12 protein-coding genes are annotated in these 12,840 nt (G+C 61.8%); 6 read left to right on the top strand and 6 right to left on the bottom strand.

The window, feature by feature from the left end; translation table 11 throughout:
• Positions 1-104 precede the first annotated feature (104 nt).
• From AX729_RS11835 to AX729_RS38560, 4 genes are all read right to left on the bottom strand, one after another.
• Positions 105-1,226, bottom strand: a complete 1,122-nt coding sequence (locus tag AX729_RS11835) for an iron-containing alcohol dehydrogenase (protein ID WP_197433581.1) — start codon at positions 1,224-1,226, stop codon at positions 105-107.
• Between the two features lie 10 nt (positions 1,227-1,236).
• Positions 1,237-1,995: a phytanoyl-CoA dioxygenase family protein gene (locus tag AX729_RS39595; protein ID WP_061023175.1), complete on the bottom strand. Its 759-nt coding sequence runs from the start codon at positions 1,993-1,995 to the stop codon at positions 1,237-1,239.
• Between the two features lie 271 nt (positions 1,996-2,266).
• Positions 2,267-3,106 carry an NHL repeat-containing protein gene (locus AX729_RS11825; protein ID WP_156456889.1) on the bottom strand — a complete coding sequence of 280 codons (840 nt, stop codon included), beginning with the start codon at positions 3,104-3,106 and terminating at the stop codon, positions 2,267-2,269.
• Between the two features lie 8 nt (positions 3,107-3,114).
• Positions 3,115-4,275, bottom strand: coding sequence for a leucine-rich repeat domain-containing protein (locus tag AX729_RS38560; protein ID WP_156456888.1), 1,161 nt, complete (start codon positions 4,273-4,275; stop codon positions 3,115-3,117).
• Positions 4,276-4,289: 14 nt separating this feature from the next.
• Between AX729_RS38560 and AX729_RS11815 the strand changes: the two genes are divergently transcribed.
• Together AX729_RS11815 and AX729_RS39590 are read left to right on the top strand one after the other, a co-directional pair.
• Complete coding sequence (locus AX729_RS11815) at positions 4,290-4,751, top strand: hypothetical protein (RefSeq protein WP_061023170.1); 462 nt, start codon at positions 4,290-4,292, stop codon at positions 4,749-4,751.
• Positions 4,720-5,280, top strand: coding sequence for an NlpC/P60 family protein (locus AX729_RS39590; protein ID WP_156456887.1), 561 nt, complete (start codon positions 4,720-4,722; stop codon positions 5,278-5,280). Before AX729_RS11815 ends, AX729_RS39590 begins: the two co-directional genes overlap by 32 nt.
• Positions 5,281-6,049: 769 nt before the next feature.
• On the opposite strand, the gene AX729_RS11805 is transcribed toward AX729_RS39590, so the two are convergent.
• Positions 6,050-6,961 (bottom strand): LysR family transcriptional regulator, encoded by a 912-nt coding sequence (locus AX729_RS11805; RefSeq protein WP_061023166.1) that lies wholly within the window; start codon positions 6,959-6,961, stop codon positions 6,050-6,052.
• A 102-nt stretch (positions 6,962-7,063) separates the two neighbouring features.
• Between AX729_RS11805 and AX729_RS11800 the strand changes: the two genes are divergently transcribed.
• The 4 genes from AX729_RS11800 to AX729_RS11785 are packed head-to-tail and all read left to right on the top strand — an operon-like array spanning position 7,064 to position 12,538.
• Positions 7,064-8,302 (top strand): NAD(P)/FAD-dependent oxidoreductase, encoded by a 1,239-nt coding sequence (locus tag AX729_RS11800; protein WP_061023164.1) that lies wholly within the window; start codon positions 7,064-7,066, stop codon positions 8,300-8,302.
• A gap of 26 nt (positions 8,303-8,328) precedes the next feature.
• Positions 8,329-9,921 (top strand): hydantoinase/oxoprolinase family protein, encoded by a 1,593-nt coding sequence (locus AX729_RS11795; protein WP_245325131.1) that lies wholly within the window; start codon positions 8,329-8,331, stop codon positions 9,919-9,921.
• Positions 9,918-11,555, top strand: coding sequence for a hydantoinase B/oxoprolinase family protein (locus tag AX729_RS11790; RefSeq protein ID WP_061023160.1), 1,638 nt, complete (start codon positions 9,918-9,920; stop codon positions 11,553-11,555). The genes AX729_RS11795 and AX729_RS11790 overlap by 4 nt, the downstream gene beginning before the upstream one ends.
• Positions 11,556-11,590: 35 nt before the next feature.
• Positions 11,591-12,538, top strand: coding sequence for a Bug family tripartite tricarboxylate transporter substrate binding protein (locus tag AX729_RS11785; RefSeq protein ID WP_245325129.1), 948 nt, complete (start codon positions 11,591-11,593; stop codon positions 12,536-12,538).
• 106 nt (positions 12,539-12,644) lie between these two features.
• Here AX729_RS11785 and AX729_RS40900 read toward each other — a convergent pair.
• On the bottom strand, positions 12,645-12,840 hold a 196-nt coding region (locus tag AX729_RS40900; protein WP_210183192.1), incomplete at its 5' end, for a hypothetical protein.

The raw sequence follows: 12,840 nt of genomic DNA, 5'->3' as shown, positions 1-12,840 counted from the left end.
CGTCTCACTCCGGCGCCCATGCGCATGGCCTGCAGTCTCGTTGCCGATCTGCACTTGTTGGGACCTTGGGGTCTTTCATGGCCTCGACTCGGCTCGTGAACTTTTCAGGAAAACAGCGCCGTGGCTTGGTCCGGGGTGAGATCAAGCGGCGAATTCTTGAAACGATCTGCGTTGATGTTTCCAGCAAGCGTGTGCGAGCTGAAATTCGGGGAGATGCTGCTCAGTCTGGACGGCAGGCCAAGCGAAGCGACGTAGTTGTTCCAGACGTGCTTTGCGGTCGACCCTGTAGCTGAAATTTCAGCGCATATTGCTGCCAGTTGTCCGCTCCAATAGGCGCACGAGGGGAAAGCGCTGTCGTCGCATGCTTTGGCAAAGCGCTCCAAATAATTGGCCATCGAGAGCGACACCGCGTGCCCATGTTGCAGTCCGTGATACGCTGTCAGGTGGTATGACAGTGCGTGCGGAATCGTCGTCCGCGTCTGAGCGATAGCAAGGCCGGCCAAGTGTGCGGCCGTCAACATTTGTTGGGCTTGGGGTTTGCTCCGCGTGCGCCGAAAATCCGGCAACGCCCGCCATGACAGTGCGAGCGACTGTAGCGCAAGGGCGGTGGTTCGGGCGTTGCCTCTCACGGAGAGAACAGCTTCGATGGCTTGAGCAATTGCATCGAGCCCGCTGGAGGCGAGATCGGCGTCCGGCATGCTCAAAATCAAATCTGGATCGAGGACGGCGGCGTCCGGGCAAAGCGTGGGGTGATCGACCGAGAACTTGATACGGTTGATGTAGACCACGGCGAAAGGCGTGGCTTCACTCCCGGATCCATGAGTAGTGGGCACGGCAAGGAGAGGGCTTCGCCTCACTAGATCGTCCTTAGCGGCAATTTTTGATTCGAGTATTGCCGCGTCCGGCTCTCCGAGGGATAGAATCTTTGCTGTATCGATGACGTGGCCGCCGCCGATCGCAACAATGCAAAATGAGCCGGGTTTAAAGGCATCGTGGAAGCGCGCCACGTCCGCCACCGTTGGTAGCCCATCTGAGACCGAAAATATGTCGGCGCTTGCGCCGAAGAGGCACCGAACGGCCTGCGCGGCTCCGCTGGCAATAAATGACCGTCGGCCAACGACAAAAACTGGTTGCAATCGCGTTTGGTGCACGAGTCCGGAGAGTCGCGATATGGCGCCGGATTGAGCCACAGCTGCAGCTGTACGCAAATCGGGGCCTGCCGGCATTTCATCTTCCTCAGAATCTAAATACGCGGAATTCGTAACCGTCCCCGACCAAGTTGTCGGCAAAACTGGCCAGCTTCTTTTCGTAATAGGCCGCTCGAGCATGGCTGTGTCGAGACGGAACGAACGTGAACAGCAGATGCAGGCTGTCCGTCGCCGCGCGGTTTTCGAACGAGCGATGTGGGCACTCTCCGTCTAACAAGAGTGCGTCTCCGGCATTTGCGGTCACGCTGAGTGGATTCAATGACTGGAACAGGTCCAACGGCATTTTTCCGGCAGCGTTAGGGTATCGGCTGCCGTCGAGATTGGCCGCGACTTCGAATCCGCCATGCTCGGAATCCGACTGTCCAAGAAAAAGTCCCACTGAAAAAAAGCTGTCGCTGAATTCATCCCAACCAGCTGCAGCGTCCTGGTGGGGAGCGTATCCGGAACTGGCCGGATATCTCACATTCAGCTTGTCCTTGAACAATGCCGGACGTTCGCCAAAGTAGCTGGCGGCGAGTTCTTCGATCCGGGCTCCGAGCGGTCCTTGCGCAACCACGCTCAAGGAGTCCCAGATTCGCTCTATCCGTGCCAACCGTCGCGAACCGTCCGCTGTTACGTCGTAGAAATATGCGCAGTCAGGCTGAACCGAATTGCGGAGTCTGCGAACGTCGTCCTCCAACAGGCGCGTCTCCATCGGAGAGAGAAACGTCTCGTAGAGCGCCCAGCCCCTGCTTTTCACCAGGTCAATTTCTGAAGGAACGGTAGGCAGATCAAGCATGATCGTCATCCCCGCTCGTGCGAAAATCAATGGTGCAATCTAAAGGACCCCAAGGTGTCACAAACAACCAATGAAGGCAATGCCAATTTGATAGAGTTCGTCGGTTCGGAGCCGTTGCGCCATCACCCGGTCTTAAGGACGCGTGGACCAGCCAAGAGAATCGCGATGCATCGCTTCAATGATCTACTGACGGTCAATCTCGTCTCTTCGACAAAACAAATCGATCGAAAACAGCACAAGCTAACAACGCGACATTTACCGAGAGGCGTTCGCTGAAAAGCTACCTTTTCGTCGCTGCGATTCTTACGGCGCCGAACCTCTCTGAAAGGGACCGCAGCTCTTTTCTGCCAAAATCCGCGATCCATTCGATCGCATAACCCTTGTTTGCCGCGCGTCGGGTCAGAATCCAGACAGTTCCGTTGGGACTCACGCTTATCTCGCGAGCATGCTTCACCGTTTTCGAGAACAGGCAGTTGGTGCATCCAGTCAGCACCTGGCATTCGGCGAAATGCCCGCCTCCCTTCGGGTTCAATCGCCACACGTCTCCTTGCGCATTCACGCTCCACGCAGTCGTGTCGGGAGCGCTGGAGATGGACACAGCGGCGGCGGGAGATGGCAAGACAAACCAGTTCTTCTCGCCTGCGCCAAGATGTCTCACTTCGAACCCGCCGAGCCGACGCATTCCGCCAACAGCCCAGAGCGCGCCATTAGGCCCTTCATGGAAATCATGAAGGTCAAAAGTAAGGTCGATCTCGGAACCGCTATCGGAGCCAATCTTGGTGAGTTGGTGAGATTTCAATAACCAACATCCCCCATCTTGCGCGCCAAATACACGAACAGCACCCGTAAGGCCGGCACTTACATATTCGTGGAGTTGCTGCCCATCCCATTTCATGAGTGTGATTTGATTGGAATCGTCACGTGCTACGATCCAAAGCGCCGAATTACCTGCGACCGTGATGTCGACGAGGTGCTTGTTTCTCGGGGGCTCAATGCAATGCAGTATGCGGTCCGAACTTGCGAGAGTAATTGCACCTTCCGAATCGAGGAGCCAGACCGCGCTTTCAGCTGGCTCGGATTTGGCGAAATAGTTCGATGACGGGGCCTGGTGCGTAGTCATGTGGGTTCTCATCGAGCGGTAGCTTGAGTTGCGATGTTCGAAAGTAGGGGATTGCCAGCAAGATTGTAGACTAGCAGCGCTTCACCTCTCTCATCTCGCTCGGTAATGGAATTGTTCTCCACGCTAAGGTTCACGAGGTTCGGCATTGAGAAGACGGCGTCAGGCAAGTGCTCGATCCGATTGTTTCCGAGAAAAAGACAACGGAGTTTTGACATGTCGGAGATCGCGCTCGGTATAATTCGTATTTTGTTGTCTTGCAGAAAGAGCATTTCGAGAGACGCGCAGCACAGCAGTTCGTTTGGGAATTCAGTAAAGCAATTGCCGTGCAAAAACAGCATCTTGAGCGAGTGCATTTCGGAAATGGATCGAGGTACAGTGCAAACCTGATTTCGTTCCAGATTGAGCACCTCAATCGTGCTCTTGCTGCGTCCGATATCTGGAATGTGATCGAACGAATTTCCCGACAGGTAGAGTTCCACCATGTTCGGAGGAGTACACGCGGTCGGGAATGCGTCTATGAAGTTCTCTTCGAGGTGTACGACCCGCAACCTTTCCAGGGATCCTAACGGGCTGCCAATGTGAGTCATGCCGTTCGCGAAAGCCGAAAGGATCTCGAGGCCTGTCATTCTGCCAATCGGGGAGGGTATGCGGCGAAGCCGATTGCCGCTGATGTCGAGCTCCTTCAGGCAGGATAAGGCTGCATATCCCTCGGGCAAGCTACCGAGAAGATTGCCACTTAAATTCAACGATAGAAGCCCGACAGCCTTCGGCCGATCGGCCGGCAGAAATCGAATTTGGTTTTCGCTGAGATCAAGAAGTTGGAGGTTGGGAAGATCAAAAAGTGCGTGGGGAATGGTCTCGAGACGGTTGTTGCTAAGATCAATTTCTCGGAGCGATGCAAGCTGTAAGATTTCTTGTGGGACTTCTGTTAGTTCGTTGCTGGACAGATCTATAGCCTCGACATCGCGTTGCACGAGCAATTTTTTTGTTTCGGAGCGAAATCGTCCGTGGGACAAGACGAGTCGAGACAACATTTCACGATCCGCAATTGGCTGATAGTACCGTGGGGTAAATTTCTCAGACCCAAGAGCGTTGCCACCATAACGCGGGGTCTTGCCAAAAGCTATCACTAAGGTAGCATCAAGCGTTGTTTGCCGATAATTTTTCAACGCGTGGAGGATTCATGTCGAGCGTTAGAATCCGCGGGAAATGGGCGTTATCGCTGCTTGAACAAAGGCCTGCGCCGATTGAGGGGGCAACTCCGATTGGGTTGACGGGAGGTTTGAACATTATCCATGCGGACCGTGCGCGCGTCCATGGGGTCATCCGGCTTGGCAAGGAAGAGACGGAAGTGGCCGGGCGAGTAAAGCCGGGAAACCCGGGTATTGTCGTTCTAACTGAATGCAAAGACAATCAACTTCTCAAGGATGGCCTTGAACTACTTCTTTACATTCCTCCCTTCTGGCCAACCATCGACTACACGTTTGACGCAGTGATCGGGATAATGACGATTTCTGCAAATTCGATGATTAGAGACGAAGTCCTTCGTGGGAAGCCATTCTCTCTCACGGCCACGAAGGCTTGGCCACCGGTAGTCGAAGGGGCTCAAAGTCTTGGCGGCGATACAGAAAATCAAGCCGGTTGATGGTGGCAAACCTAAGTTGCCGATCCGTGAAGAACTAGCATTTCAAAAAGCGCTCTTGCGTTTACGAGGCTTGCCCTACGTTTTTGGTGGGCGAGGATATGGAGGTATCGACTGCTCTAGTTTAATCGTGAGGGCGGTACGGCAGGCTCTACGGATTAGGGTCTCTCACCTTCCCTGGATGACAGCCGACCAGTTAGGCAAAGGTCATCATAATCTCACGAAGGATATCGAAGACCTAGATACTCGCGAGGAATGCGTATTGGCTTTCTTCGATTGGGATGAGGACGCCATCTACGAACATGCAGCGGTGCGGTTATTAGATTGGACGTGGATATGGGCATCCTCAACAGCCGGAATGGTTGTTCGCGTCGATCCAACGTCCGAGACCGTGTTTCGACGGCAGTGGCGCGAGATTGAGGGCGCCCTCGATCGCAAGAACGTCGCTTTGCGTACGATTGACTGGGCCGCGGCGAAGGGAAACAAAAGAACAAGCGCCACATCAATCGAGGACCACGTCGTCGAAGTATGAAACGGCGTACTGCCAATAGGTGGTTGCCCGGACACCTCGCATCGGGTTACCGGATACGGGCTACAAGACGATGGGCCAAGCCAAGCTGGTGGTCGGTGGAAAGTCCGATCATTTTTTCCCGACATCGAGCGAGAGCGGCGCCCGTCGATCAGGCTATCGAACACGACAGTCACCGAGCCCAGCGCTTCCGAAAGTATTTCTGCTCCGTTGCCGAGGTTCCCGGACTGCACGATGGTGCGGGCAGATGGCGCTGACTATGCCGCGGCCGAACTGAGCGGGGCCATAGCGGCTGCGAAAGCCAAAAACGGATCGGCGGAGTGGAAAGTGCCATTGGGTGAACCGTCATAGGACGGTCCGACCGCCAAATGATTGGTGAGCTGTCTTACTCAAGGCAACAGGTTGTCGGCATACCACTCTTGATGTATCACCAGCACGAGACACCGGTGGCGCTAAACATAACATTTCGTTGAAGTTACTTGCGAATTTTCGCGATTGGTAGAGAGTCCCTCCCCCGCTACCAAACGTACCGATTTTCCACGATCTGGTGATGGCGCGCCAAGCGCTTTGCGACAGCGCCGGCTCACCGGCGGTCTCATTTGGCGCGAGCCAATGATTGCGACTGAAGATCATCTACCGGGCACGCAGCGCAATCGGATCGTCAGGAAAAAGATGGCCGGCGACGCCGCGCGCTCGTCAGACAGATTGTCAGGCGTAGGACTTCTATGGCCACTCTTGGGAGCCGTGCGCTCGCAAATTCGTGTGCACGAATTCATCCATCGCTGCGTGCCGCGCTGCGCAGCAGCTTGACGAACGCCTCCGCGGACGGTGAGAGCACGAGTCCCCGCCGTTGATAGATATAGTAGCGGCGGCGGATTTCCGGAGCGCGCAGCTTGATGAAACGCACGTCGAAATTCGGCGCGAACAGCCGTCCGTAGTCGGGAACGGCGGCCAGGCCCGTCCCTACGCCGACCAGCGCCAGGGCGGTGGTGAGATATTTGACCTCGACGGCGGTCTGCATGGAAAGCGAGCTGTCGTGCGCATGCAGCAGGCTCTCCAGGTGTCGGTTGAACTCGCTGGAATAAATGACCCAGCGCTCGTCGCGCAGTTTTTTCCACGAGACGGCGCGTTGCTTCGCCAACGGGTGCTTCGCCGAGCAGACCACGCGGATCGGTACATCCATCAGGAACGTGCTGGTGACATCCTCGCCGGTGGCGCGCTCGGGACCAACGCCCAGTTCCGCCTCGCCCCGGCGCACGATGCTCACCACCTCGTCCGCCATCGCGTCGGTCACGCGCAGGCCGACATCCGGATGGGCCCGCTCGAATTCGCCCAGCACTGCCGCCACCCACGTGCATGCCAGCATCTGTGGCGCGACCACGCGCAACAGGCCGGTGCGAAGGGAGCGAAGATCCGAAGCGCCCTCTGCGATCTGTTGCACGTCGTCCAGGATGCGGCGCGCCAGGGGAAGCAATTGCTCGCCGGCCGCCGTCAACAACACGACCGCGCCGCGGTCGAACAGTTTCAGACCGAGGGTGTCCTCGAGCTGCTGAACCAGCATGCTGACGGCCGACTGCGTCAGGTTGATCTGTCGCGCCGCCGCCGTGAAGCTGCCCGCGCGAGCGACCGCGGCAAAGGCGCGCATCTGGCGCAGGCTCAGAGTGGAGAGAACGGCGGGCCGCATCACATCTCCTCGCGCGAATGGACCGGTTATCAGAAAACCTGATGACAGTATTAAAAGAATTCGCTTGTGTGATGGGTGAATTATTTCTCAGAATTCCCTTCCATGCACATTGTCGTCATAGGGACCGGAATCGTCGGCGCTTGCACCGCGGCTTGGCTGCAGCGCGACGGCCACGCGGTGACGTTCGTCGATCCGCTGGACGCGGGCGAGGCCTGCTCCTTCGGCAATGCCGGCTCGCTTTCGCCCAGTGCCTGCCTGCCGGTGGGCATGCCGGGCATGTGGAAGAAGGTCCCGCGCTGGCTGCTGGACCCATTGGGACCGCTGACGGTGCGTTGGGCCTATGCGCCGCTGGTGGCGCCGTGGCTGCTGCGCATGCTGCGTCATTCATCACGCGAAGAGGTGACGCGCATCGCCACCGCGCTGCGTTCGCTGCTGGCGCCCATCTTCGACTGCTACGATCCGCTGCTCGCCCATGCCGATGCCCGCGAGTTGGTGCGGCGTAGCGGCTGCCTGTATGTCTTTTCCTCTCGCGAGACGGCGGCCCAGTGGGCCTGGGGCATGAACCTGCGACGATCGCTGGGCGTGCGGATGCTGGACGTCGAACAGGACGAGCTGGAAGGCCTCGAGCCGGACCTGAAGGGACGTTTTCGCTTCGGCATTCTGGCGCCCGATAACGGCTCCACGTCCGATCCGTCTGCCCTCGTCAAGGCGATCTACAATCGCTGTATCGCCGACGGCGCGCGTCACGTCCGGGACCGCGTCCGCGGTTTCGAGCGTCAGGGCCGGCGCGTCACGGCCGTGCTGCTCGAGCGCGGCGAGCCGCTGGCGGCGGACGGCGTGGTGGTGGCAGCCGGGGCCTGGTCGGGCGCATTGGCGGCACAGCTCGACAGCCCGGTGATGCTGGAGACGCAGCGCGGCTACCATGTCACCGTGCAGAGCTCGAACTTGACACTCCGCCACACCGTGATGGCGGTGGAGCACAATCTGATGGTCAACCCGATGGCCATGGGCCTTCGGCTCGCCGGCACGGTGGAGTTCGCGGGCTTGAAGGCGCCGCCCAACATGGCGCGCGCCGACGCCCTGCTGCGTCAGGGACAGCAGCTGTTCCCGCACCTCGACACATCCTCCGTCACGCGCTGGATGGGCCATCGTCCCTGTCATCCGGACAGTTTGCCCGTGGTCGGTCCGGTCCGCGCGGCCGACAACGCCTGGCTCGCCTTCGGCCACGGCCATATGGGCATGTGCATGGGCGCGGCGACCGGCCGCGAGATCGCGCATCTGGTGGCCGGACGTCCGACGCAGGTGGACCTGACGCCGTTTTCGCCGGAGCGCTTCCGTTGAGCGCGTCCTGGTCGCTCGCCGTCGACATGGGTGGCACCTTCATCGATGCGGTGGCCTTGCGGAGCGACGGGCATGTTGCATCGCTCAAACATCCGCGCGCCGGACGCCGGCTGGCGGAGCCGGTCGTCGAGGCACTCGATCGGCTGTGCGCGCAGGCGGGCATCGGGGCAGATGACGTCGGCCGCGTCGTGCACGGCTCCACCGTGATCACCAATCTGCTGCTGGAGCTGAACGAGCCGCCGGTGGCCCTCGTCCTGACGCGCGGCATGCGCGACGTGCCGGTGCTGGCGCGCCAGGACCGCAAGGAGCTGTATGAGCCGGTGATCATGCCGGCCGTGCCCGAAGCAAAGCTGTTTCCGGAGCCGCTGCGTTTCGAGATAGGCGGGCGCATTGATGCCGAGGGGCGTGAGGTGGAGCCACTTGAACTATCGGCCGTGGACGCCATTGCGGATGCAGTGAGCGCCGCTGGCGTGCGCGCGCTGGCGGTCGGTCTGTTGTTCTCGCACCGCAATCCGACGCATGAACGCGCGCTGCGGGCGGCGCTGCAGGCGCGCCTTCCGAACCTGTACGTTTCCCTGTCCTGCGAAGTCGATCCGCAACCGCGGGAGTTCGAGCGTTGGCTCACCACGGCGCTGGACGCCTATGCCAAGCCGCTCGCCGCAGATTATCTGCACACGTTGGCCGAGGCCCTGACAGTGCGCAGTCTGCCTGCGCTGCGCCTGATGCGATCGGCCGGCGGCACTGCGCCATGGCATGATCTCGCCGAGCAGCCGATCGGTCTCGCCATGTCCGGTCCCTGCGCGGCGCTGCAAGGCGTGGCCGCCGGCCTCGCAGCCTCCGGTCCCGCGATCGTTCTGGATATCGGAGGCACCAGCGCCGACATCAGCATTCTGCTCGACGGCAGGCCGACCTTTACCGACGCGCTGGAATGCGGCGGCTTGCCGATCCGCCAGCGCTGCGCGGACATCACGTCCATCGGCATCGGGGGCGGCAGCGTGGTGTCGGTGCTGCCGGGCGGTGCGTTGCGCCTCGGGCCGCGCTCGCAAGGCGCATGGCCTGGGCCCGCCGCCTTTGGTCTCGGCGGTGACTTGCCGACGCTGAGCGATGCGCTGTGCGTCCTGGACCGCTTGCCGACCCGACTGGCCGGCGGGATGGTGCTGGATCGCGCCGCCGCGGAGGCCGCGCTTGGCGACGTGGCTGGCGCGCTCGGCTTGTCGGTGCTTCGCACCGCTGAAGCCGTCGTGAGCGCGGCCGCCGCCGGCATGGCGGAGGCGCTCAAGACCCACGCCTTCCAGCGCAACCTCGATCCGGCGGATGCGGTGCTCGTCGCCATCGGCGGCGGCGGCGCGCAGCATGCGGCCGAGATCGCCGAACTGGCCGGTATGCGCCGTGTGCTGGTGATGCCGCACGCCGGCGTGATGGCGGCGCTGGGCATGCTCTACGGTCCGGACGAGAGCGCCGTCCGCTTGGCGGCGAGCGAAAGCCCGTGGGATTCGCTGCCGCCGCGAGGCGAGGGGCCGCATTCTCTGTTCGCGCCGATGACCACCGCCTTTGTGCCGGCGGGCTGGTCGTGGCGGTTGACGCCGGATCAGACGCTGGCGCTGGAGGCGAAGGCATGATCCAGCGCGCGCGCGACGTCGCACCTGATCCGGTCATCGCCCTGCGCATGGAGCCGCTGCGTCTGGCGCTGCAAGGCACGGCCGACCGCATGCAGCATGGCATGATGCGCGCCGCCGTGTCGTCCATCGCCCGCGAGAGCGGCGACTGTGCCGCGGCGCTGTTCCTGCCGGACGGACGCTTGCTCGCCCAGGCGCGCTCGCTGCCGTTGTTGCTGGGATCGCTGATTCCGGCCGTTGCCGGTGTGCTCGCACGCTTTCCGCTCGCAACGATGTCCGAGGGCGACGCCTATCTGCTCAACGACCCCTGGTCCGGCGGCACGCATCTGCCGGACCTGGCTCTGGTCCACCCGGTCTTCCACGATGGCGAGGTGATCGCCTTCGCCGCCGCCAATTTGCACCATCAGGATGTCGGAGGCATGGCCGCCGGCTCCATTCCGCCCGACGCAACCGAAGTGTACCAGGAGGGCCTGCGCCTGCCGCCGGTGCGCTGGCGCAGCGCCGAAGGTGTGCGGCCCGATATCGACGCCATCCTGGCCGCCAACTCACGCACGCCTGACAATTTGCGTGGCGACCTGGAAGCGCAGTGGTCGGCGCTGACGCAAGGCGCGCGCGAACTGAAGCAGATCGCGCGTCACACCGGACCTCGTTTTGCCGAGGTTTGCGATGCCCTGATTGCGCAGACCGAACGCATGACCCGCGCAGCCCTTGCGTCCGCGCCCGACGGAGAATGGACCTGGCGCGATCAACTCGACGGCGATGGCGTCGACACCGCGCCGGTTTCCATCGTGGTGAGCTTGCGCAAGCAGGGCGACACACTGGCGATCGACTTCGAGGGGACCGCGCCGCAGGTGAGAGGGCCCCTCAATGCATCGCCGGCGGCGATGCTGTCGGCGACTCTTTTCTTCATGCGCACGCTGGCACCGGATGCACCCAACAATGCCGGCTGCCTCGCGCCACTGACGCTGAAGCTTCCACCCGGCAGCCTGGTCAATCCGGCGCTGCCGGCGGCGGTCAATGCGCGCACGGCGACCGTTAAGCTGGCCTGCAACGCGATTCTCGGAGCCTGGTCACAGTCGGCAAGCGGGACGGGCGTGGCGCCGCACGCCGGGGTGGCCACCGTCCTCGCGCTCAGCGGCACGCGGGTCGACGGGCGACGCTGGATGTTCACCGAGATCATTGCCAGCGGCGCCGGCGCCAGCGTCCACGCGCCCGGCCGCGCCGGCGTCTCCACCGACGTCGGCAATGCGCGCAATACCCCCGTGGAGGTGATCGAGACCGAAGCGCCGCTGCGTGTGGAATGCTACGAGATCCGCCGCGGCAGCGGCGGCGCCGGTCTGCAATGCGGCGGCGACGGCGTGCGGCGCGCCTATCGGCTGCTCGAAGGCCAGGGGTGGATCGCCTATCGCGGCGAGCGCCATGTCGGCCGTGCGCGCGGCGCGCGAGGCGGTCGAGCCGGCGCCACGTCGATGGCCCGGGTTTTGCGTGTGGACGGAGCGGTCGAGCTCTTGCCTGCGCGCGCCCGCATCGCGTGGTCCGCCGGCGACCTGTTGATCATCGAAACCGCTGGCGGCGGCGGCTGGGGATCCCTGGCTCCAGCCGAAGCCGCCAATCCACCCGCAAGGAGTTACTCATGATCCGCTTCCTGATTTCGCGCCGCGCGACGCTGGCGTTGGCCGGCCTCGCGATGCTGCTGCCCGCGCCGGGTCATTCGCAAGCCAACTACCCGAACAAGGCGATCCACATCGTCGTGCCTTTTGCACCGGGCGGCAGCACCGACGTGCTCGCGCGTCGTGTGGGCGAGAAGCTCGCCGCGGCCTGGGGCCAGCCGGTCGTGGTCGACAATCGACCCGGCGCCGGCGGCGCCGTGGGCGCCGACTTCGTAGCCAAATCCGCACCCGACGGCTACACCCTGCTGGCCGGCGTCACCGGCAGCAACGCCATCGCGCAGGCGCTGTACCCGAAATTGCCCTACGACGTGATCAAGGACTTCGCGCCGCTGTCGACGTTGGTGACTGCGCCGCTGGTGCTGGCCGTCAACCCCGACGTGAAGGCGAACACGGCAGCCGAGTTTCTCGCCCTCGCCAAGTCGAAACCGGGCGAGTTGAGTTTCGGCTCGGCTGGCAACGGCACGTCGATGCATCTCACCGGCGAGATGTACAAGCAGGCGGCCGATGTCTCGATGGTGCACGTTCCCTATCGCGGCAGCGCCGCCATGCTCACCGACCTGATGAGCGGTCAGATCCAGGTCACGTTCGGCGATGTCCTGGTGCTGATGCCGCAGATTCAGGCCGGAAAGATTCGCGCGCTGGCCGTCACCTCGAAAACCAGGCACCCCCTGCTGCCGGACGTGCCGACGCTGGATGAAGCGGGACTGAAGGGGTTCGAGGCGCTGTCATGGCAAGGCTTGTTTGCGCCGGCCGGCACGCCGCCCGAGGTGGTTGAAAAGCTGAGCGCGGAAGTGAACAAGGCGCTGCAATCTCCTGACATCAAGGATTACTTTGCGGCGCAGGGCTTCATCGTCCAGGGCTCGACCCCTGAGGCCTTCAAGGCCTTTATCGCGAGCGAGGTGAAGAAGTGGACGCCGATTGTGAAGTATTCGGGTGCCCAGGTGAATTGAGCTGGCGCCGCCGGCGCGGTGCTGATTGAAATTCACCTGCGGCAAAGGACTTTTCGACCCTGCCTCTTCGCTTGCTGAGGTTGGTGCAACGGGTGGTCCGGTGGCATCAGCCTGTGGGGTACACCTTTGCCTCGCGGGAAATGCCCGTCGGGCAAAACACCGACGCCCCCGTCAACCCCTCCCAATGAAAATATTCCACTTTACCGAATTTCTGATTTGCCGTATGTGTCGTCCATCCCGGCTCATTCTTGAGGGGCGATCGTGTGGTCGTCATGTTCGCGAGCCGGGCTTGCGGTGGACGC

Origin of the sequence: Bradyrhizobium sp. CCH5-F6, assembly GCF_001556045.1 — a bacterium.
Taxonomy (GTDB): Bacteria; Pseudomonadota; Alphaproteobacteria; order Rhizobiales; family Xanthobacteraceae; genus Bradyrhizobium.
This window is presented reverse-complemented; position numbering and strand designations above follow the sequence as displayed.

Bases quoted from the DNA above. Each gene is read 5' to 3' on its own strand.
- AX729_RS11835 (WP_197433581.1), bottom strand. From the start codon at position 1,226: ATGCCGGCAGGCCCCGATTTGCGTACAGCTGCAGCTGTGGCTCAATCC.
- AX729_RS39595 (WP_061023175.1), bottom strand. From the start codon at position 1,995: ATGACGATCATGCTTGATCTGCCTACCGTTCCTTCAGAAATTGACCTG.
- AX729_RS11825 (WP_156456889.1), bottom strand. From the start codon at position 3,106: ATGACTACGCACCAGGCCCCGTCATCGAACTATTTCGCCAAATCCGAG.
- AX729_RS11815 (WP_061023170.1), top strand. From the start codon at position 4,290: ATGTCGAGCGTTAGAATCCGCGGGAAATGGGCGTTATCGCTGCTTGAA.
- AX729_RS11805 (WP_061023166.1), bottom strand. From the start codon at position 6,961: ATGCGGCCCGCCGTTCTCTCCACTCTGAGCCTGCGCCAGATGCGCGCC.
- AX729_RS11800 (WP_061023164.1), top strand. From the start codon at position 7,064: ATGCACATTGTCGTCATAGGGACCGGAATCGTCGGCGCTTGCACCGCG.
- AX729_RS11795 (WP_245325131.1), top strand. From the start codon at position 8,329: ATGGGTGGCACCTTCATCGATGCGGTGGCCTTGCGGAGCGACGGGCAT.
- AX729_RS11790 (WP_061023160.1), top strand. From the start codon at position 9,918: ATGATCCAGCGCGCGCGCGACGTCGCACCTGATCCGGTCATCGCCCTG.